General features: G+C 64.1%; 20 protein-coding genes. 10 read left to right on the top strand and 10 right to left on the bottom strand.

Going from position 1 to position 18,859, the window contains the following annotated elements:
- Positions 1 to 12 precede the first annotated feature (12 nt).
- Both hutH and hutI read right to left on the bottom strand, forming a co-directional pair.
- The gene (gene hutH / locus XH91_RS10315) at positions 13 to 1,572 is read right to left on the bottom strand and encodes a histidine ammonia-lyase (protein WP_128950502.1); all 1,560 of its coding nucleotides are present in this window, start codon (positions 1,570 to 1,572) and stop codon (positions 13 to 15) included.
- Positions 1,569 to 2,783, bottom strand: a complete 1,215-nt coding sequence (gene hutI / locus XH91_RS10310) for an imidazolonepropionase (RefSeq protein WP_128950501.1) — start codon at positions 2,781 to 2,783, stop codon at positions 1,569 to 1,571. The genes hutH and hutI overlap by 4 nt, the downstream gene beginning before the upstream one ends.
- A 101-nt stretch (positions 2,784 to 2,884) precedes the next feature.
- Between hutI and XH91_RS10305 the strand changes: the two genes are divergently transcribed.
- The 6 genes from XH91_RS10305 to XH91_RS10280 all read left to right on the top strand — a co-directional run bounded on the left by XH91_RS10305 (position 2,885) and on the right by XH91_RS10280 (position 8,841).
- On the top strand, positions 2,885 to 4,243 hold the full coding sequence (locus XH91_RS10305) for a formimidoylglutamate deiminase (protein WP_128950500.1): 1,359 nt from the start codon (positions 2,885 to 2,887) through the stop codon (positions 4,241 to 4,243).
- Complete coding sequence (gene hutC / locus XH91_RS10300; protein WP_128950499.1) at positions 4,240 to 4,968, top strand: histidine utilization transcriptional repressor HutC; 729 nt, start codon at positions 4,240 to 4,242, stop codon at positions 4,966 to 4,968. Before XH91_RS10305 ends, hutC begins: the two co-directional genes overlap by 4 nt.
- Positions 4,969 to 5,051: 83 nt before the next feature.
- The gene (locus XH91_RS10295) at positions 5,052 to 5,996 is read left to right on the top strand and encodes an ABC transporter substrate-binding protein (protein ID WP_128950498.1); all 945 of its coding nucleotides are present in this window, start codon (positions 5,052 to 5,054) and stop codon (positions 5,994 to 5,996) included.
- Between the two features lie 64 nt (positions 5,997 to 6,060).
- The gene (locus tag XH91_RS10290) at positions 6,061 to 6,834 is read left to right on the top strand and encodes an ABC transporter permease (protein WP_128950497.1); all 774 of its coding nucleotides are present in this window, start codon (positions 6,061 to 6,063) and stop codon (positions 6,832 to 6,834) included.
- On the top strand, positions 6,831 to 7,616 hold the full coding sequence (locus XH91_RS10285) for an ABC transporter ATP-binding protein (RefSeq protein ID WP_164934161.1): 786 nt from the start codon (positions 6,831 to 6,833) through the stop codon (positions 7,614 to 7,616). Before XH91_RS10290 ends, XH91_RS10285 begins: the two co-directional genes overlap by 4 nt.
- Positions 7,609 to 8,841: a Zn-dependent hydrolase gene (locus XH91_RS10280; RefSeq protein ID WP_128950495.1), complete on the top strand. Its 1,233-nt coding sequence runs from the start codon at positions 7,609 to 7,611 to the stop codon at positions 8,839 to 8,841. The genes XH91_RS10285 and XH91_RS10280 overlap by 8 nt, the downstream gene beginning before the upstream one ends.
- Before the next feature lie 45 nt (positions 8,842 to 8,886).
- Here the strand turns inward: XH91_RS10280 and XH91_RS10275 are convergent, their stop codons facing one another.
- Together XH91_RS10275 and XH91_RS10270 are read right to left on the bottom strand one after the other, a co-directional pair.
- The gene (locus XH91_RS10275; RefSeq protein WP_128950494.1) at positions 8,887 to 9,777 is read right to left on the bottom strand and encodes a sigma-70 family RNA polymerase sigma factor; all 891 of its coding nucleotides are present in this window, start codon (positions 9,775 to 9,777) and stop codon (positions 8,887 to 8,889) included.
- 20 nt (positions 9,778 to 9,797) lie between these two features.
- Positions 9,798 to 10,106 (bottom strand): hypothetical protein, encoded by a 309-nt coding sequence (locus XH91_RS10270; RefSeq protein ID WP_128950493.1) that lies wholly within the window; start codon positions 10,104 to 10,106, stop codon positions 9,798 to 9,800.
- A 223-nt stretch (positions 10,107 to 10,329) separates the two neighbouring features.
- Between XH91_RS10270 and XH91_RS10265 the strand changes: the two genes are divergently transcribed.
- Positions 10,330 to 11,736, top strand: coding sequence for a DHA2 family efflux MFS transporter permease subunit (locus tag XH91_RS10265; protein WP_128950492.1), 1,407 nt, complete (start codon positions 10,330 to 10,332; stop codon positions 11,734 to 11,736).
- Between the two features lie 25 nt (positions 11,737 to 11,761).
- Here the strand turns inward: XH91_RS10265 and XH91_RS10260 are convergent, their stop codons facing one another.
- From XH91_RS10260 to XH91_RS39230, 3 genes are all read right to left on the bottom strand, one after another.
- Positions 11,762 to 12,157, bottom strand: a complete 396-nt coding sequence (locus XH91_RS10260; protein WP_128950491.1) for a lysozyme inhibitor LprI family protein — start codon at positions 12,155 to 12,157, stop codon at positions 11,762 to 11,764.
- Positions 12,158 to 12,192: 35 nt separating this feature from the next.
- Positions 12,193 to 13,674 (bottom strand): aldehyde dehydrogenase family protein, encoded by a 1,482-nt coding sequence (locus XH91_RS10255; RefSeq protein ID WP_128950490.1) that lies wholly within the window; start codon positions 13,672 to 13,674, stop codon positions 12,193 to 12,195.
- A gap of 126 nt (positions 13,675 to 13,800) precedes the next feature.
- Positions 13,801 to 14,001 carry a hypothetical protein gene (locus tag XH91_RS39230; RefSeq protein WP_206733548.1) on the bottom strand — a complete coding sequence of 67 codons (201 nt, stop codon included), beginning with the start codon at positions 13,999 to 14,001 and terminating at the stop codon, positions 13,801 to 13,803.
- Positions 14,002 to 14,023: 22 nt separating this feature from the next.
- Here XH91_RS39230 and XH91_RS10245 point away from each other — a divergent pair, with 22 nt between their 5' ends.
- Complete coding sequence (locus XH91_RS10245; protein ID WP_128950489.1) at positions 14,024 to 15,007, top strand: zinc-dependent alcohol dehydrogenase family protein; 984 nt, start codon at positions 14,024 to 14,026, stop codon at positions 15,005 to 15,007.
- 147 nt (positions 15,008 to 15,154) lie between these two features.
- The gene (locus tag XH91_RS10240; RefSeq protein WP_128950488.1) at positions 15,155 to 15,631 is read left to right on the top strand and encodes a hypothetical protein; all 477 of its coding nucleotides are present in this window, start codon (positions 15,155 to 15,157) and stop codon (positions 15,629 to 15,631) included.
- Between the two features lie 150 nt (positions 15,632 to 15,781).
- Here XH91_RS10240 and XH91_RS10235 read toward each other — a convergent pair whose 3' ends face one another.
- Both XH91_RS10235 and XH91_RS10230 read right to left on the bottom strand, forming a co-directional pair.
- On the bottom strand, positions 15,782 to 16,000 hold the full coding sequence (locus XH91_RS10235; RefSeq protein WP_128950487.1) for a DUF6894 family protein: 219 nt from the start codon (positions 15,998 to 16,000) through the stop codon (positions 15,782 to 15,784).
- A gap of 177 nt (positions 16,001 to 16,177) precedes the next feature.
- On the bottom strand, positions 16,178 to 16,360 hold the full coding sequence (locus tag XH91_RS10230; protein ID WP_128950486.1) for a hypothetical protein: 183 nt from the start codon (positions 16,358 to 16,360) through the stop codon (positions 16,178 to 16,180).
- 182 nt (positions 16,361 to 16,542) lie between these two features.
- Here XH91_RS10230 and XH91_RS10225 point away from each other — a divergent pair, with 182 nt between their 5' ends.
- A complete protein-coding gene (locus XH91_RS10225) occupies positions 16,543 to 16,881 on the top strand; it encodes a hypothetical protein (RefSeq protein ID WP_128950485.1) in 339 nt (112 codons plus the stop codon).
- A 70-nt stretch (positions 16,882 to 16,951) separates the two neighbouring features.
- Here XH91_RS10225 and ftsH read toward each other — a convergent pair whose 3' ends face one another.
- The gene (gene ftsH / locus XH91_RS10220) at positions 16,952 to 18,754 is read right to left on the bottom strand and encodes an ATP-dependent zinc metalloprotease FtsH (protein WP_430648553.1); all 1,803 of its coding nucleotides are present in this window, start codon (positions 18,752 to 18,754) and stop codon (positions 16,952 to 16,954) included.
- Between the last annotated feature and the right edge of the window lie 105 nt (positions 18,755 to 18,859).

The following is an 18,859-nucleotide window of genomic DNA, read 5'->3' as shown; positions in this document are numbered from 1 at the left end:
GAGCAAAACCCCTTAGTCAAGCCTTGGAAACGGATCAGATGCGAGCGCAGTGAGCGCGACGGCCGGCAGAGCGTCGGCTTCGATCAGCGCGGCGGCCTTGGCGAGATCGCCGGCCATGTAGCGGTCGGCACCGAGTGCAGGCACGTGCTCGCGAAGCTTGTCGATGACCGCCACGAGCGGCGCGCTGGTCGCGTGCGGCGCGCGCAGCGTGATGCCTTGGGCCGCGACCAGAAGCTCGATACCCAGGATGGACGCGAGATTGTCGGCCATGTCGGACAGGCGCCGCGCGGCATGCGCGGCCATCGAGACATGGTCCTCCTGGTTGGCGCTGGTCGGCGTCGAGTCGATCGAGCAGGCCGCGGCGCGCTGCTTGTTCTCGGCGTAGAGCGCGGCCGCCGTCACCTCGGCGATCATGAAGCCGGAATTGATGCCGGGATCCGGCGTGAGGAACGGCGGCAGGCCAAAGTTGAGCGCGGGATCGACCAGCGTCGCGATGCGCCGCTCGCTGATGGCGCCGATCTCCGACAAGGCGAGCGCGATCGTATCGGCGGCAAAGGCCACCGGCTCGGCGTGGAAATTGCCGCCGGAGACGATCTCGCCGGTCTCGACCAGGACCAGCGGATTGTCGGTGACGGCATTGGCCTCGACGATCAGCGTGCGCGCGGCCTGGGTGATGAGATCGAGCGCGGCGCCCGCGACCTGTGGCTGGCAGCGCAGGCAATAGGGATCCTGCACGCGCTCGTCGCCTTCGAGATGCGACAGGCGGATATCGCTGCCGTCGAGCAGTGCCGTCAGCGTTGCGGCCGCGGCGATCTGGCCGCGAAGACCGCGCAGCGCCTGGATCTCGGGCCGGAACGGCGCGGTCGAAGCCATGGCGGCATCGACCGACAGCGCACCGGAGACCAATGCCGCGCGCGCGAGTCGAAATGCGCGCAGTACGCCTGAGATGGCATAGGCCGTCGAGAACTGCGTGCCGTTGATCAGCGCGAGCCCCTCCTTGGGACCGAGGGTCAGCGGCGCAAGGTCGGCCGCAGCAAGCGCCTCGCTGCCGGAGACGATCTTCCCGTCGACGATAGCCTGCCCCTCGCCGATCATCACGGCGGTCATATGCGCGAGTGGCGCGAGGTCGCCCGAGGCACCGACCGAGCCCTGCTGCGGCACCAGCGGATAGATGCCGTGGGCCAGCATGGCCTGTAATTGCTCGATCACCTCGCGGCGCACGCCGGACGCGCCGCGCCCGAGCGAGATGATCTTGAGGGCCATCATCAGCCGCACGATCGGCTCGGGCGCGGCCGGCCCGACGCCGCAGCAATGCGAGACGATGAGGTTGCGTTGGAGCAATGCGGTCTGGTCAGGCGGAATGCGTTTCGAGGCCAGCTTCCCGAAGCCGGTGTTGATCCCGTAAACGGGCGCGGCGCCGAGCGCCGCCTTTGCAACGATCTCCGCGGCCGCCTCGACGCGCGACCAGAACGATGGATCGAGCACCGCAGCAGCACCCGCAAGCACGCGCGCGAGATCGTCAAAGCTCACCGATCCCGGCCTGACGACGATCGCTGTGCCCTGCCCGGTCACTGGCCCCTCCACACCCGTCGATGCAGCGGATTGAAGCCGATGCGGTAGACCAGCTCGGCGGGCCGCTCGATGTCCCAGATCGCGAGGTCACACCATTTTCCGGCTTCGAGCGTGCCGGTCTCACCAAGGACGCCAAGCGCCCGCGCGCCTTCGCGCGTGGTCCCGGTGAGGCATTCGGCGACGTTCATCCGGAACAGCGTCGCGCCCATGTTCATGGCGAGCAGCAGCGAGGTCAAAGGCGAGCTGCCGGGATTGCAGTCGGTCGCAAGCGCCATGGCAACGCCGTGCCTGCGGAAGGTCTCGACCGGCGGCTTTTGCGTTTCACGAATGAAGTAGAACGCGCCAGGCAGCAACACCGCCACCGTTCCGGCTTTTGCCATTGCGGCGGCCCCGGTCTCATCCGTGTGCTCGAGATGGTCGGCCGACAGCGCGGAGAATTTCGCGGCGAGCGCGGCGCCGCCGAGATTCGAGAGTTGATCGGCGTGCAACTTCACCGGCAGACCCAGCCCTCTCGCCGCCTCGAACACCCGTGCCGTCTGCTCGGCCGAAAACGCGATGCCCTCCATGAAGGCGTCGACCGCATCGGCCAACCCGGCCTTTGCGATAGCCGGCAGCATCTCCTCACAGACGAGGCCGATATAACGATCCTTGTCACCACCGGCTTCCACCGGCAATGCATGCGCGCCGAGGAAGGAGGTGCGGATCGCAACCTTCCGCTGACGGCCAAGGCTACGCGCAGCAGAAAGCTGCCGCATCTCGGTCTCGGTATCGAGACCGTAGCCGGACTTGATCTCGACCGTGGTTGCGCCCTCGCCGATCAACGCATCCAGCCGCGGCAAGGCACTTGCGATCAGTTCGGCCTCACTCGCCTTGCGCGTTGCGGCCACAGTGGAAACGATCCCGCCGCCGGCGCGCGCAATCTCCTCGTAGCTTGCGCCCTTCAGGCGCAGCTCGAACTCATGCGCGCGGTTGCCGCCATAGACGAGGTGAGTGTGGCAATCGACGAGCCCCGGCGTGATCCAGCGCCCCTCGCAATCGATCCACTGGATGGCGTCGGCATCGCCGGGAAAATCCGCCGCAGCGCCAGCATAAGCGATGTGGCCGCCGCGCGTGGCAATCACGCCGCGGTCGATCTCGCCGAGATCGGGACGGTCGGCCCGCATGGTGGCGAGCCGGGCGTTATGCCAGATCCGGTCGAAGCGCTCTGCCATGCCACTGCCTCCCGCGAAGTCCCTGCGCCCTGGGATGCTTGACTTATATGTCTAGACATATAATCGTAACGCGGTTCTGTCCAGCCGGCGTGTAATCAATCATGACCCGTCTGCATTTCGCCTCCGCGCTCCTGCCTTCGAGCTGGGCCAATGACGTGCAGGTGGTGATCACCGCCGGCGCGATCGCAGAGGTGACGCCCGATGTCGCGCCCGCGGCGGACCATGAACGCCACGCCATCGCGCTTCCGGGACTGGCGAGCCTGCACAGCCACGCGTTTCAGCGCGGAATGGCGGGACTTGCGGAGCAGCGCGGCGACAGCGCCGACACGTTCTGGACCTGGCGCGAGACGATGTACCGTTTCGCGCTGGCGATGACGCCTGACGACGTCGCCGCCGTCGCGACACTGCTCTATGTCGAGATGCTGGAGCAGGGTTTTACCCGCGTCGGCGAATTCCATTATCTGCATCATGATCGCGACGGCTCGCACTACGCTGACCCCGCCGAAATGGCGGTGCGCATCGCCCAAGCTGCCGACGCCTCCGGCATCGGCCTGACGCTGCTGCCGAGTTTTTATGCGCATGGCTCCTTTGGCGGTGCTGCGCCGCATGGGGGCCAGCGTCGCTTCCTCTGCTCTGTCGATCAGTTCGCCAAGTTGATGGCGGCCTCGCGCAGGGCGATCGCAAACCTGCCAGGCGCGAATATCGGCATCGCCCCGCACAGCCTGCGCGCGGTGGCGCCGGACGAGCTCGCGGCGATCATTCCGCTCGCCAATGGCGGCCCCGTGCATATTCACGCCGCGGAGCAGGTGAAAGAGGTCGAGGATTGCCTGGCCTGGTCGGGCCAGCGTCCAGTCCAATGGCTGCTGGAGCACGCGCCAGTCGACGAGCGCTGGTGCCTCATTCACGCGACGCACATGACGGACCGGGAAGTCAGCGCATTCGCCAGCACCGGCGCGGTCGCGGGACTCTGCCCTGTGACCGAAGCGAGCCTCGGCGATGGCATCTTTCCGGCACGAGAATTTCTCGACGCCGGCGGTTCGTTCGGCGTCGGGACCGATTCCAACGTGCTGGTCGGCGCTGCGGACGAGCTGCGTCAACTCGAATATGGCCAGCGGCTCAAGCATCGCGCGCGCAACGTGCTCTCGGGCGGAGCCGGCCGTTCGACCGGTCGGGCGCTGTTCGACGCGGCCCTTGCAGGCGGCACCCGGGCGCTGGCGCAAGCGACAGTCGGCCTCATCCCTGGCGCGCGCGCCGACATCGTCACCCTCGACGCCACGCATCCCTCGCTGGCGGGACGCACGCGCGACGCCGTCATCGACGGCTGGATCTTCGCGGCAGGAAGCGGCGCGATCGATTGCGTCTGGGCCGGCGGCAACAAGGTTGTTGAAGGTGGCCGGCACAAATCGCGCCAATCCGCGCGTCAGCGCTTCAACGCCGCGATGCGAAGGCTCGTCGCATGAGCCTTGCCACAGATAGCGCCGACAAGCCGACGCTCTACAAGCGCATTCGCGCGGACATCGAAAAACGCATCCTGACCGGCGAATGGCCGCCCGGCCATCGCATTCCGTTCGAGCACGAGCTGGTCGCGCGCTACGGCTGCTCGCGCATGACGGTGAACAAGGCGCTGTCGGAACTCGCCCAGGCCGATCTGATCGAGCGGCGGCGCCGCGCCGGCTCGTTCGTGCGCCGGCCGCAGCATCAATCAGCAGTGCTCAAGATCGCCGACATGCGCGCTGAGATTACCGCGCTCGGCCGCAATTATGGTTACGAGCTGATCAGCCGCAAACTGCGCGCGGCAACCGCTGCAGACCGCGAGCGTCTCGGCGTCAAGAAAGCCGGCAAGGTGGTCGCAATCTCTTGCCGCCACAGCGCCGACAACGTGCCGTTCGCCGTCGAGGATCGGCTGATCGATCTGTCATCCGTGCCATCCGCGGCGACCGCAGATTTCTCGCGCGAGCCGCCCGGCTCATGGCTGCTTCATCACGTTCCATGGACGGAAGCCGAGCATACGATCAGCGCCATCGTTGCTGATGATCGCACGGCTGAGGCGCTCGACATCGCCGTCGGCGCGCCCTGTCTCGTGATCGACCGCTATACCTGGCGTAGCGCGCGCACAATCACCGCGGTGCGCCTGCTCTATCCCGGCGACTCTCACCGCCTTGTCGCGCGATTCAAGGGAGGTTGAGCGAACAATGTCGGCACAAATCGTGCAACGTTTCCGCAGAGATCGACAGGACGTCAAACCATCTGGGCAAGAGGACGACAATCATGCGTAGTTCGACAGTTTTTGCGACAATCATTGCGCTCGCGGCCGCCACTCCCGCGCTCGCCGACGACGTCAAGGTCGGCATCGGCATCTCCGGATGGACCGGCTTTGCACCGCTGACGCTGGCAAAGGAAGCCGGCATCTTCAGGAAGCACGGCCTCGACGTCACGATCAAAAAGATCCCGCAGAAGGACCGCCACCTCGCCATCGCCTCCGGCGACGTGCAGTGCGCGGCGACCACGGTCGAGACCTGGATCTCCTGGAATGCCAACGGTGTCGCTACCAAGCAGATCTTCCAGCTCGACAAGAGCTACGGCGCCGACGGCATGGCCGTGCGCAACGACGTCACGTCGATCAAGGATCTGAAGGGCAAGACGGTGGCCGCCTCCGCGCCCGGCACCTCGCCCTATTTCGCGCTGGCCTGGATGCTGAAGAAGAACGGCCTCACGGTGAAGGACGTCACCGTCGTCAACCTCGAGCCGGCCGCCGCCGCGCAGGCCTTCGTCTCCGGCCAGAACGATGCCGCGATGACCTATGAGCCTTACCTGTCGACCGTGCGCGCTGCGCCCGACAAGGGCAAGATCATCGCGACCACGTTGGACTATCCGATCGTGATGGACACGTTCGGCTGCACGCCGAAGTTCCTGAGCGAGAACCCGAAGGCGGCGCAGGCGCTGGCCGACAGCTATTTCGAATCGCTCGACATGATCGCCAAGGACCAGGCCAAGTCCTACGAGATCATGGGCGCCGACGTGAAGCAGACCGGCGAGCAGTTCGGCAATTCGGCGAAGTATCTGCGCTGGCAGGACAAGGCCGCGAACCAGAAATTCTTCACCGGCGACTTCCTCGCCTTCAACAAGGATGCGGCCGAGCTGCTGCTCGAAATGGGCATCATCAAATCGACGCCGAAGGTCGAGGACCTCTTCGACGCCAGTTTCATCAAGTAAGATTCTCGCGATCGCCGGTCCCGCGGAGACGTGGGACCGGCTCGGCCATTCGGATCAACGATCGATGCGTCCCCTGGATTCCGTGACATCGAAGCAGCGCGTGGCCTATGGCCTTGCCTTCTTTGTGCTGTTCGTCGCCCTCTGGTCCTGGGCGACCTTCGGCGGCCATGTGTCGAAAACCTTTCTCGCCAATCCGCTGACCATGGTGCAGGAAGGCTACGATCTGCTGGTCAAGCAGGGCTTTGTGTTCGACATCGGCATGACGATCTGGCGCGTCGTCGGCGGCTTTGCGCTCGCCGCCATCATCGCCGTGCCGCTCGGCGTGCTGATGGGCGCCTATAAGCCGATCGAGGCCTTTCTCGAACCGTTCGTCTCCTTTGCGCGCTATCTGCCCGCCTCCGCCTTTATTCCGCTGCTGATCCTGTGGGCCGGCATCGGCGAATTGCAGAAGCTGCTCGTGATCTTCATCGGCTCGGTGTTCCAGGTCATCCTGATGGTTGCGGTGACCGTCGGTGCGACGCGGCGTGATCTGGTCGAGGCGGCCTATACGCTTGGCGCAAGCGACCGCGGCATCATCCGCCGCGTGCTGCTGCCCTCCTCTGCGCCCGAGATCGCGGAAATCCTGCGCCTGGTGCTGGGCTGGGCCTGGACCTACGTCATCGTCGCCGAGCTGATCGGCTCGTCCTCGGGGATCGGCCACATGATCACCGACAGCCAGGCACTGCTCAACACCGGCCAGATCATCTTCGGCATCATCGTGATCGGCCTGATCGGCCTGCTCTCGGACTTCATGTTCAAGGCATTCAACGCCTGGCTGTTTCCGTGGAGGCTGGCATGACGGTGCTCAAGGTCGAGCAAGTCTCGCGTACCTTCCCTGCGCGCCACGGCAATGCGCCCACCCGCGCACTGGAGCCGACTAACCTCACCATCGGCAACAACGACTTCGTCACCATCCTCGGCCCCTCCGGCTGCGGCAAGTCCACTCTGCTGCGCATCGTTGCCGGCCTCGACCGTCCGACCAGCGGACGCGTCACGCTCGACGGTCGCGAGGTCACCGGACCGGGCGCCGATCGCGGCATGGTGTTCCAGTCCTACACTCTGTTTCCCTGGCTCACCGTGCGTGAAAACATCGCCTTCGGCCTGCGCGAACGCGGCGTGCCGGAAACCGAGCGCAACAAGGTCGCCGACGCCTTCATCCGTCAGGTTGGGCTTGCCGGCTTCGAGAACCACTGGCCGAAGCAGCTCTCCGGCGGCATGCAGCAGCGCACGGCGATCGCGCGCGCGCTTGCCAATGATCCAAAAATCCTGCTGCTCGACGAACCCTTCGGCGCGCTCGATAACCAAACCCGCGCCCTGATGCAGGAGATGCTGCTCGGCATCTGGGAGCGCGACCAGAAGACGGTGCTGTTCGTCACCCACGACATCGAGGAAGCGATCTTCCTCGGCAGCCGCGTCGTCGTCATGAGCGCCCGCCCCGGCCGCATCAAGGCCGAGATCGCCGTGGACCTGCCGCATCCGCGCTCCTACAAGATCAAGACCACGCCGGAATTCGTCCAGCTGAAGGAACGGCTGGTCGAGGAAATCCGCACCGAGGCGCTGAAGGTTGCCGAACATGCCTGACACAAAACCGCACGCCAATGGCGAGCGCGTCCTCGCCGATCTCCATGCGCTCCGCGCGCTCGGCGCCTACAAGACCGGCGTGCACAAGCCGACTTTCTCCGAGCCGCACAGACAGTCGCTCGACTGGCTTGTGCGGAAGCTCCCCGATGCCGGCCTTACCGGCGCGATCGACGGCATTGGCAACATCGTCGGCAAGAGCGCGAAGCCCGGGCCGAAGCTGCTCGCCGGATCGCACCTGGAAAGCCAGAACTATGCCGGCTGGCTCGATGGCCCGCTCGGCGTCGTCTATGCGCTCGAAGCCGCACGCGTGCTCAATGCCGATCCTTCCGTGAAAGGCGCGGTCGAGGTGGCCGCGTGGGTTGACGAGGAAGGTCATTTCGGGAGCTTCCTCGGCTCACGCTCCTATGTCGGACAGGTCGGCGAGGCCGAAATCGATACCGCGCGCGATCGCACCAACGGCCGCGCCATGCGCGATGCCCTTGCTGACATGGGGCTTGCCGGGCGTCCGCGCATCGCGTCCGAGCCGGGACGGCATATCGGCTATCTCGAGGCGCATATCGAACAGGGCGACACGCTCGAAAGCGGCAAGCTTGCTATCGGCGTCGTGACCTCCATCGTCGGCATCTGGCAGTACCGCATCACCTTCACCGGTGAGCAGAATCATGCCGGCACCACGCGCATGGCCGTGCGCAAAGATGCAGGCCTGGCGCTGGCGAAGTTCTGCGTGGCGATCGACGAGCAATTCCCGGCCGCATGCGGGCCGCGCACGGTGTGGACCACGGGCCGCATCACGCTCGATCCGGGCGCACCGAGCATCATTCCCGGCGGCGCGGAAATGCTGTTCCAGATCCGCGACGACGATCCCTCCGTCATCGCGCGGCTCGAGCAGCTGCTGGACACCATGGCGGACGAGGTCAGCGCCAGGGGACCCTGCACCGTCATCGTGGAGAAGATTCGTACCGGCGCCCCCGCCATGATGAACGCCGGCTTCCAGGATGCAATCGAGGCCGCGAGCAAGGCGCTTGCCGGGGGACGATCGCTGCGCATGCCGAGCGGCGCCGGCCACGATGCGCAGATGCTGGCGACCGTCATGCCGGCGGGCATGCTGTTCGTCCCCTCGATCGGCGGCATCAGCCATCATTGGACCGAGAACACTGATGACGCGGACATCGTCACCGGCGCGCAGGTGTTCGTCGATGCCTGCCGGCGGATTCTCGCTCGCTAGACCAGGCCGTGTCGGGCGCGGCGCGAGCGGCAGACGCTCATCCACTTACCCTCGATCCACCACCCACTCGGCCGCATCGATAACATACGCCGCGTGACGAAAATCCCTGATGGTGGCGAGCTTGTCGGCGGACCAATTCAGCAGCATGAAATATTTCGGCCGCTTGTTCGGCTCATTCGGATCGAACACCAGGATCGCTGGACGTCCCTCAACCTGTCCCGTCACGAGGTGCCAGTCGCTGACCTTCGAATAATTGCCGAAATAGCGCGACACCTCGGCCTTGCCCTTCAACTTGGTGCGGTTGACGAGCTCGAGCCTGACATCGTCGGCGATCATCGCGCGGATCGCGTCGAAGTCACGGGCGTTGAAATGGCCGACATAGGCGTTGAGCCGCGTCCGATCGGCTTCCGACAGGCCCGGCTGCGGCGCATCGTCCGGCTCCGCAGCGAAGTCGCGCAGCTGCGTGCGTCCGCGATGCAGCGCCGCCTTCACCGCCGGTAGGCTGAAATCCATGATGTCGCAGGCCTCCGCAAGCGAGCAGCCGAGCACGTCCATCAGGATGACGCTGGAGCGCTGCGCCACCGGCAGTCGCATGAAGGTACGCAGGCTGGTCGCAGCGATCTGGCGGCTTTCCACATCATCGAGCTGGCCGGCGATCATGTCCACCTCCTCGGCCGAATGCAGCGCCTCCTGCCGGTTGCGCCGGCGCAGGAAATCCAGCGCGGTGTTGTGCGCAATGCGGAACAGCCAGCCTTGCGGATTGGCGACGGGCGAGACCGATGGCAGCGCCGCCATCGCCTTGATCAGCGCATCCTGCAGCACGTCCTCGCCGTCGATGACCGAACCGACCATGCGGGCGCAGTAGCGGTGCAGCTTCGGCCGCATCCGCGCCAGCAGGGCCTCGATGTCGACGGTAGCCAGCGGGTCTGGCGCCATTGTTCCTCCGCCTCGCCTGGTCAGGTCTCGTCCAGCATACGATAATTGCCGACGATCCTCACATCACGAACCAGCGGCGGCTCCACGCAGCGGTCACGGATGCCGTCCTGGAACACCTGAAACGCCTTGAGCTTCGGGATCGTGCTCGAGCCGTCCTCGGCTGCAGCCTCGACAAGATGGATGAAGGTGTCGTCCTCCAGCCGCAGCGTCAGATAGCGCACGCCGTCGGGCCCCGCTGCCTTCAATTCCGCAAACACGGCAGAAACCAGCTCGGCGTTCTTGTCGGCCAGCTCCGGCTTGGACTTGTACCTGATCAACGTTCTTCTCATCACGCGCTCCTCAGCTATTCACCTGGTTGCTCGTCGCGCCATCGTCCAGTTTAGCAAAACCTTCCGGGAAAGCCGATGCCGCATCACCTCCGAGGACGTTTGCCTGTTGCCAAAGGATTCGGTCCGCAAAAGATTATTTCCGGGCGCACCCTTTACCGCGTCGGCCCCGTCTAGCCAGCACAGCGCGCCGCGACAGGGCGGCGCGGCACATGGAGAGTGGCCAATGCAGACCTCGATCAATCGCGCCGAGAAGAACTGGGTACTTGGCGTCACCGCGCTGGCATCTTTCATGATGGCGCTGGACGCCATGATCATTACGACGGCGTTCGCGGCCATCCGCGCCGATTTCGGCAGCCCGGTCGAGACGCTGCAATGGACCGTCAACGCCTTCAACCTGACCTTCGCCGTGTTGCTCCTGTCCGGCGCCGCGCTCGGCGATCGCTTCGGTCGGCGTCGCATGTTCGCGACCGGGATCGCCCTGTTCGTCGTCGCATCGGCGGCCTGTGCGCTAGCCGGCAACGCCACCGCACTGATCGCTGCCCGCGCGCTGCAAGGCGCCGGCGCCGCGCTGGTGATGCCGCTCGCGATGGCGATCCTCAGCGGCACGTTCGGCCGGGAGGAGCGCGCCCGCGCGCTCGGCATTTTCAGCAGCCTCACCGGATGCGCGCTGATCATCGGCCCGGCCATCGGCGGCTTCATCACCGAACATTTCGGTTGGCGCTGGGTATTCTGGATCAACCTGCCGATCGGCCTGATCGCGATCGCCCTGGTGTTGGCACGGTTGCGCGAAAGCTTTGGACTTCCTGCCGCGCTCGACATCCCTGGATTATCGCTCGTGGCGCTAGCGGCGCTCGCACTGGTCTGGAGCCTGTTGCGCGGCAACGCGGTGGGGTGGACGAGCGCCGAGGTCGTGGGCACGCTGCTGTCGGGCCTGGTGTTCACGGCCGCCTTCGTGCTCTGGGAATTGCGCGCGGCCGCGCCGATGGTACCGATGCGGCTGTTTGCATCGCGCGCCCTCGCCGCCGGCATGTCGGCGAGCGTGCTGTTCTACGCCGCTATGTATGGCGTCTTGTTTCTGTTGCCGCAGTTTCTGCAGACCGCGCTCGGCTTCGACGCTTTCAGCGCCGGACTTCGCCTGTTGCCCTGGACGGCGACGTTGTTCGTCACGGCACCGATCGCCGGCGCGGTCGTCAACAGGTTCGGCGAGCGGCCGCTGGTGGTGACGGGATTGCTCATGCAGGCGATTGGCCTCGGCTGGATCGCGGAGATCGCGAGTCCCACGGTCGCCTACTCCGCCCTGGTGGCACCGCTGGTGCTGGCCGGCGTCGGCGTCTCGATGGCGATGCCGGCGGCGCAAAACGCCATTCTCAGCTCGGTCGCGGTGGCCGAGATGGGCAAGGCGTCCGGCGTCTTCAACATGGGCCGCTTCCTGGGCGGCATGTTCGGCATCGCCGCGCTGGTGGCCAGCTTCTCGGCCCATGGCGGAGCCTACTCGGCCGCACATTTCGACAGCGGATTTGCCGCGGCGATGCGCCTTGCGGCAACGCTCTCGCTGGCTGGCGCGATTGCGGGATGTCTCCTGCCGGCACGGCGACGCGCCGCCGTCGCAGCCGCGCCACAGGACGCGTGACGCTCACGACGCGGGAGTTGCGCCATCAAGGCTTCCCGCCGACGCGCTTTTCAAGCTGCAACGTCCGCGCGACCAGATCATCCAATTCAAAAGACTGGGAGTCGAGAAATGCGACGGACCCGTTGTCGGGATCAGCAGCCAGACGGTGGCTCTCGCTCAAATGATGTTTGAGCCAGGCCCTCTGCTCCTGCTGCAATTGCGCCCGAGTCTTGTCCACGGACCTGTGCAGAAGGGTCTGATAGGCGGCATTCAGCCTCACGTCCCACTTATTGATCTCGGCCTCGCCGCAATCCAACATTTTTGAGGACACGCCGTCGGCCTCGGCCACGCACGCATCGAACTCCGCACTCTGCTGCGCGCTTGCAGAAAATGCGGCGATATAGAAGGCGGTCCCCACGACAAGAGATGATTTCCAGAACATCGGGCGGTCTCATGCAATATTGTGGATTGATCGGGTCAGTCGAGCTTGATCCAGACCCCCTTCGTGTTCAAATACTCGTCGAGCTGTTCGGTGCCGCCCTCGCGGCCATATCCGCTCATCTTGTAGCCGCCAAAGGGCAACGCAGGATCGATGGCGTGATAAGTGTTCACCCAGACCGAGCCCGCGCGCAGGCTGCGCGAGACGATGTGGGCCTTGCTCACATCGCGGGTGAAGACACCCGCGGCCAGCCCGTATGGCGTCGCATTGGCCCGCTCCACGGCCTCATCGAGAGTGTCGAACGGCAGCGCGGAGATAACAGGACCAAAGATCTCGTCGCGCGCGATCTGCATGGTGTCGGAGACGCCGGCGAACACGGTCGGCTCGACGAAGTTGCCTTTCGCGAAACTCCCCTCTCTCAGTCGCCGCCCTCCGGTCACGAGCTTCGCACCCTCGTCGCGTCCGCTGTTCAGGAAACCTTCGACCTTGTCGAGCTGTCGCTCGGAAACCAGAGGTCCGATCTCCGTCGTGGGATCGGCTCCGTCGCCGATCTTGAGGGCCGAGGCAAACTTGCCAAGCCGTTCGACCAATTCGTCATGGATCTTCCGCTCGACGAACAGCCGGGAGCCCGCGATGCAGATCTGGCCTGAATTTGCGAAGGCTGCCATCGCGGCAATCGGCACGGCCTTGTCGAGGTCCGCATCGGCGCAGACGATGACAGGCGACTTTCCGCCAAGCTCGAGAGACACCCGCTTCAGGTTGCCGGCAGAGGCGCGGATGATCGCTTGCCCGGTTGCCGTGGAGCCGGTGAAGACGATTTTATCGACGCCCTGATGTTCGGCCAAAGGCGCGCCAGCTTCGGAGCCGGTCCCGGTCACGACGTTGACGACACCGGGCGGCACGCCTGCCTCGTTCATCAAATCTGCGATCAGGAGCGGCGTCAGCGGTGCCTCTTCCGAGGGCTTGAGCAGGATCGTACAGCCGGTCGCCAGCGCAGGTCCAATCTTCCAGACAGACGCAGCCGTGGGCGCGTTCCAGGGAATGATCGCGCCGACGACGCCGACGGGCTCCTTCCGCGTGAACGAGACGATGTCGCCCGGAAGCGAATTGTCGATCGTCTGCCCGTGAATCGCGGTCGCCATGCCGGCGTAATATCTGAGCATCCCGAGCACGCGAAGCTTGTTCGCCCGCGTCCTCACGATCGGCATGCCCATGTCCGCCGTGTCGGACTGGCTGATCTCCTCCCAATGTTTGTCAAAGAGATCGGCGATGCGCAGGAGCAGCGCCTGCCGCTCGAACGGCTTGAAGCGGCTCCACGGTCCCACGAAGGCCCGACGGGCGGCAGTGACGGCGATGTCGATGTCGCCGGCATCGCCACGCGGGACACGCCCGATCACTTCGCCGGTCGCAGGGTTACGCGTCTCAAAGACTTTGCCCGAGCGGGCCTCGACCCAGACGCCATCGACGAACATCTTGCGCGTTCGGCCGTCCAAGGGAAATCGGATATCGGTCTTTGTCATTCGCTTGGTCTTTCCTGTCTCAACACTCATTCCCTGGCCTGGGCTGCCGGCTTGCCATCGTCTGGTAGCAGGAGATATCCCTTAGCGCATTACCGATCGAGAACGGAACTGCGCCGACATCGCCGGTCACCAGGGCGTGCGCCATGCGCTGGAGCGCAACGCCGGCACCGCCCCCTTGGCCAGAATGTCGACAAAGATCGCCGGATCGACGCCTGCGTCAGCAGCCCGCGCCGCAGCTTCGGCCGGCAAATCGGCGAACGAGGCGAGGGCGGGCGTGAACGCAGAAACTTGATTTGGCGCGACGCGAAAATCGATGGCCCGGGTCACGGAGGGAGGCCAGGATGACGACATGTATGCAATGGTCCTATCCACGCGCGGTGGTCCGCTGACGCTCCAACAACGACCGGACCCCACACCCGGTCCGGGTGAAGTCCGCGTCAAGGTCGGCGCCTGTGGCGTTTGCCGTACTGATCTGCACGTCGTCGACGGCGACCTTCCCGATGTTCCCTATCCAATTATTCCGGGCCACGAGGTCGTCGGCCGTGTCGATGCAGTGGGGGAAGGCGTTATGGATCTCGTGCCAGGAATGCGCGTCGGCGTTCCCTGGCTCGGATACACCTGCGGTGAGTGCTTCTACTGCCGCGCAGACAAGGAGAACCTCTGCGACCACCCCAAATTCACCGGCTACACGCGCGATGGCGGCTTTGCGAGCCACCTGGTCGCCGATGCCCGATATTGCTTTCCGCTCGGCGAGCATGGCGATGATGCTGCCATCGCGCCGCTGCTTTGCGCTGGCCTGATCGGCTGGCGATCCCTGGTGATGGCCGGCGAAGGGAAAACGTTGGGCATATATGGCTTCGGAGCGGCCGGACATATCATAGCGCAGGTCGCCCGCGCCCAAGGCCGGTCGATCTACGCATTTACCCGCGGCGGTGACCGAGACGCACAGCACCTCGCGCTTTCGCTTGGCGCGGCTTGGGCCGGCGCGTCCGAAGATGAGCCACCGTCCGAACTGGATGCAGCCATCATATATGCACCGATCGGCGCGTTGGTGCCGCTTGCGCTGCGCGCAGTGAGGAAGGGCGGTCGCGTCGTTTGCGCCGGCATTCACATGTCCGATATTCCGACGTTTCCCTACAACATCCTTTGGGGCGAGCGGCAGGTCATATCGGTGGCAAATCTCACGCGCCAAGACGGCATCGATTTCCTCTCCGCGGCCGCGAAGACTGAGATCCACACCCACACGACGATATTCCCGCTCACCGAAGCCAACGAAGCGCTCGCCCGTTTACGCGACGGCAAGCTGCTTGGTGCCGCAGTGCTGTGTCCATGACAGCGACGACGCGGAGCACAGGAGTGAGCAGCTGGCACAAGGCCAGGATCGGGACGACCGGCCCGGCACGACGCTTGGTTTGATTCAGAGCAACAGGCCTCTTTGGCCCTCTGATAGGCTTTCATCCGTCAAACGAGGATTGATCAAATGGAGCTACGAAATTGGTGCGCGATCCTGGCGGTGTCCGCAACAGCGGCGACGTCTGTTGCCGTTGCACAGCCGGACTTTCCGCCGTCTCCCAATGCAAAGTATGCGCCTCGTCTGGTCGAAACCATGACTGCCGCACAACTTCAGCACCTGAAACTCTGGTACGCTGGCAAGGCCAAAAATTGGGACCTCGCCAATTTCGAGCTACGACAATTGACCGACAGCCTGGCCCAAGCCGCAATTTTCTACCCTGGCATTCCGGTCAGCAACGTCACCACGATGAAAGATCCGCTGCTGTCTATCGCGGACGCCATAACGGCGGGCGACAGCAAAAAGTTTGCCGCTTCCATGCGCAGCCTGACCGACGGCTGCAACGCTTGCCACACCTCGATGGAGCGGGGCTTCATCACCATTGGCATACCGACCGACCAACGCCCGCCCGGAAATCAGATATTTTCGGTCCCGGGACAGCGTTAAGTCACCGCTGCGCCGCACATCCATTCGACGTCCAGGGCAGACTGCAAGCGAGAGGCGCGTACTGCCCACCGTCGCGGTGGTCGAGCTGTCCGGAAGATATAACGGAGCGGGTCATCGGCAAGGCAACCGGCGGCCAGGCCCAGACGGTGATCAAATCTTGCGTTGATAAACCTGCTCGCGGTGAACTTCGCGACCGCTTTCGTCGATGACGACGATCCGTAGATCCTGATGGCCCGCGGGTTTCTCCAAGCGCACCTTGTCTGCCAGCTGCTTGCTGTGCGCAATCGCAGCGCCGTCGCTCGCCAATTCCACGCCTGCCTTGTCCCGCGTGGGAACGCCGTCCTTCATGTCGAAATAATAGGTGCGCATTCGCGGGCTATCCTGGTCCCGGTTCGATCAACCAAAAAGAAAAGAAAAAGCCGCCGAGACTCTTGGGGGGACGCCTCGGCGGCAACTTGGGGGGACATAGCCGTGGGTTAGCTACGCAAATAATAATCTAAGCCAGCTTGCATTGCCCCCGCTTGATCAGGATCAAATCTGGATCGACTACGATTGGCTCCGGGGATCGCTCACCAATCTGCCCGTAGCGACATTCACCAGATGAATTCTCGCACAGGCCGGGCAACTCACCACCACGACCGCGCCATCCTTCGTTTCAGAGGATGCCTCGCCGACATGGTGCTGCACATTCATACCGGTGTTGGGACAGCGGAACAGGGTCTTGGACATGAAATCTCCCTACCGTCCACGTGCTCTCTCCCCCTGGACAGATCAACTCGGGAAGATCCCTTAGGTACTCGGTTCGGAAGTGGTATTTTAACACCACAAATCCGCGCACGTCGGAACCGAATATCGCCGCGCCGGCCTTGGAGTGGTAATATTGAACAGTAACGCGTAGCGGGGAGCGCGCCATGCACCGGTATGTCGCCCGGGCCAATGTCGAGCACTACCTAGGTATTCTGAAAGACGCCGGGCTGACGATGCAGCAACGGAGCACCACAATCTCGCTGCTCGTCGTCGAGCTGGACAAGCTGAGCAACGATGCCGAGCATCTCGAGTTTGCCGAGAGCAAAGTAGCAGTCAGCAGGCAGCAGGTCGCGCAAGCGGCATCGATCCGCGACTCCGCCCCCGCAGGGACGACGCAACGGCAAGACGCGGAACGCCACTTGATCCATCTCGAGAATGTTCAGACTTTGCTCGATGACTTCTGCCATCGCCTGCGAAACAAGGTCGGACCACGCTCGGTCTGAGGACGACAGACCGTTGGCCCGTCGTGTGACCGACGGCGCTCGATGGACATCAACCTCCGCCGCAACTGGCTTATGCGGCGACCTGATGGTTCTTTTCCGCACTCTTGGCGAGCAGCGGAGAAAACTGCTCTGCGGTCACCGTTTCATTTGCAATCAGTAGCTCAACACCGGCGTCAAGGTCGGCACGCCGCCTTTGCAGAATATCCCGGGCACGGCGGTCACCCTCCTCGATCAGGTTCCGGACCGCGAGGTCAATCTCGCGGCCGGTGGCTTCCGCGGCGGTGACGACCGCATCCTGGGCCGCGAGGAATGCTTGAGGCTTGGGCGCATAGGTGCGCTGGCCGACCACCTCGTCCATGCCGTATTTGGTGACCATCTCGACGGCGACTTCCGTCGCGCGCTGAAGATCGTCGGCGGCTCCCGTCGAGATCGCGCCGTCAAAAATCAAGCGCTCCGATGCCCGTCCGCCCATCAGCACGGCAATGCGATTCTTCAGCTCCTCGATCGTCAGCAAGAACCTGTCTTCGGTCGGGCGCTGGATGGTGTACCCGAGCGCGCCGATCCCGCGCGGTATGATCGAAACCTTCTGCACCGGATCGACGCCGGGCAGACTTGCGGCCACCAGGGCATGCCCCATTTCGTGATAGGCCACCCTGCGCCGCTCATCCTTGCCGAGGACCCTGCTCTTCTTCTCCACCCCGGCAACGATCCGCTCAATCGCAGTGACGAAATCAGCGAACGAGACTTCCTCTCCGCCACGGCGGGTTGCGGCGATGGCAGCCTCGTTGATGAGATTGGCGATATCAGCGCCTGTGAAGCCGGTCGTAAGGCCGGCGACCTTGTCGAGATCGACCCCCGCCCCCATGCGAATCTTGCGGACATGCACCTTGAGAATGGCCGTGCGCCCGATCTTGTCCGGCCGGTCGACGAGGACTTGTCGGTCGAACCTTCCCGCTCGCAGCAGCGCAGGATCCAGAATTTCCGGGCGGTTGGTGGCCGCGAGCAGAATGACGCCCGCGCTCGGGTCGAAGCCGTCGAGCTCCGACAGCAGCTGATTGAGGGTCTGCTCCTTCTCGTCATGGCTCGCGAAAGACACCGGCCCGCGACTGCGTCCGAGCGCATCGAGTTCGTCTACGAAAATAATGCAGGGAGCTGCCTTACGGGCCTGCTCAAAGAGGTCTCGGACGCGGGCCGCGCCCACCCCGACGAACATCTCGACGAATTCAGAGCCCGAAATCGAGAAGAAGGGAACACCGGCCTCTCCGGCCACGGCGCGCGCCAGCAGGGTCTTTCCCGTTCCCGGCGGTCCGACCAGCAATATCCCCTTGGGCACGTGCGCTCCCAATCGGCCGTAACTGGCGGGATCCCTCAGAAACGAAACGACTTCCTGAAGCTCGAATTTGGCCTCGTCCACGCCGGCGACGTCGGCGAATGTGATCTTGATGTCCTTCTCGACATAGACTTTGGCACGGGACTTCCCGATCGCCATCAACCCGCCGAACCCCTGGCGGCCGCTCATGCTGCGACCGGCCCAATACCAGATCACGAGGAAGACGGCGACCGGGAATATCCAGGACAGCAGACCTTGAAGCAGACCGCTTCCCGGAACGCCAGTTACGACGACGCCCTTTGCCGCCAACCGCTCGGCCAGGGCCATATCAACCCGCGACGTCACGAATGCCGATTTCCCACCGGGAAGCGGCTCTTTCAGTTTTCCCTGGATCGTATCAGAGCCAACCGAAACTTCGACGATCTTATCCTGGGCGAGCAACTGCTCGAACTGACTGTAGGGGATGGATTCGATTGAGTTGTAAGTCGTAGCAATGAATTGCAGGACGACGAGCAGCATGCTTCCCGCGAAGATGATGGCCATCGCTATCGTCTGCTTTCGCGAGATCTGATTGGAATCCAAGTCCGCCTCCCGTCCGGGTCAATTCTTTGAAATGCTAATTTGGCCCAAAGAAGTGAACTTGATTCA

The organism is Bradyrhizobium guangzhouense (assembly GCF_004114955.1).
Taxonomy (GTDB): Bacteria; Pseudomonadota; Alphaproteobacteria; order Rhizobiales; family Xanthobacteraceae; genus Bradyrhizobium; species Bradyrhizobium guangzhouense.
This window is presented reverse-complemented; position numbering and strand designations above follow the sequence as displayed.

Excerpts from the sequence above, each read along its gene's own strand:
- hutI (WP_128950501.1), bottom strand. The coding sequence starts at position 2,783 with ATGGCAGAGCGCTTCGACCGGATCTGGCATAACGCCCGGCTCGCCACC.
- XH91_RS10305 (WP_128950500.1), top strand. The coding sequence starts at position 2,885 with ATGACCCGTCTGCATTTCGCCTCCGCGCTCCTGCCTTCGAGCTGGGCC.
- hutC (WP_128950499.1), top strand. The coding sequence starts at position 4,240 with ATGAGCCTTGCCACAGATAGCGCCGACAAGCCGACGCTCTACAAGCGC.
- XH91_RS10295 (WP_128950498.1), top strand. The coding sequence starts at position 5,052 with ATGCGTAGTTCGACAGTTTTTGCGACAATCATTGCGCTCGCGGCCGCC.
- XH91_RS10290 (WP_128950497.1), top strand. The coding sequence starts at position 6,061 with ATGCGTCCCCTGGATTCCGTGACATCGAAGCAGCGCGTGGCCTATGGC.
- XH91_RS10285 (WP_164934161.1), top strand. The coding sequence starts at position 6,831 with ATGACGGTGCTCAAGGTCGAGCAAGTCTCGCGTACCTTCCCTGCGCGC.
- XH91_RS10280 (WP_128950495.1), top strand. The coding sequence starts at position 7,609 with ATGCCTGACACAAAACCGCACGCCAATGGCGAGCGCGTCCTCGCCGAT.
- XH91_RS10275 (WP_128950494.1), bottom strand. The coding sequence starts at position 9,777 with ATGGCGCCAGACCCGCTGGCTACCGTCGACATCGAGGCCCTGCTGGCG.
- XH91_RS10270 (WP_128950493.1), bottom strand. The coding sequence starts at position 10,106 with ATGAGAAGAACGTTGATCAGGTACAAGTCCAAGCCGGAGCTGGCCGAC.
- XH91_RS10265 (WP_128950492.1), top strand. The coding sequence starts at position 10,330 with ATGCAGACCTCGATCAATCGCGCCGAGAAGAACTGGGTACTTGGCGTC.
- XH91_RS10260 (WP_128950491.1), bottom strand. The coding sequence starts at position 12,157 with ATGTTCTGGAAATCATCTCTTGTCGTGGGGACCGCCTTCTATATCGCC.
- XH91_RS10255 (WP_128950490.1), bottom strand. The coding sequence starts at position 13,674 with ATGACAAAGACCGATATCCGATTTCCCTTGGACGGCCGAACGCGCAAG.
- XH91_RS10245 (WP_128950489.1), top strand. The coding sequence starts at position 14,024 with ATGTATGCAATGGTCCTATCCACGCGCGGTGGTCCGCTGACGCTCCAA.
- XH91_RS10240 (WP_128950488.1), top strand. The coding sequence starts at position 15,155 with ATGGAGCTACGAAATTGGTGCGCGATCCTGGCGGTGTCCGCAACAGCG.
- XH91_RS10235 (WP_128950487.1), bottom strand. The coding sequence starts at position 16,000 with ATGCGCACCTATTATTTCGACATGAAGGACGGCGTTCCCACGCGGGAC.
- XH91_RS10230 (WP_128950486.1), bottom strand. The coding sequence starts at position 16,360 with ATGTCCAAGACCCTGTTCCGCTGTCCCAACACCGGTATGAATGTGCAG.
- XH91_RS10225 (WP_128950485.1), top strand. The coding sequence starts at position 16,543 with ATGCACCGGTATGTCGCCCGGGCCAATGTCGAGCACTACCTAGGTATT.
- ftsH (WP_430648553.1), bottom strand. The coding sequence starts at position 18,754 with ATGGCCATCATCTTCGCGGGAAGCATGCTGCTCGTCGTCCTGCAATTC.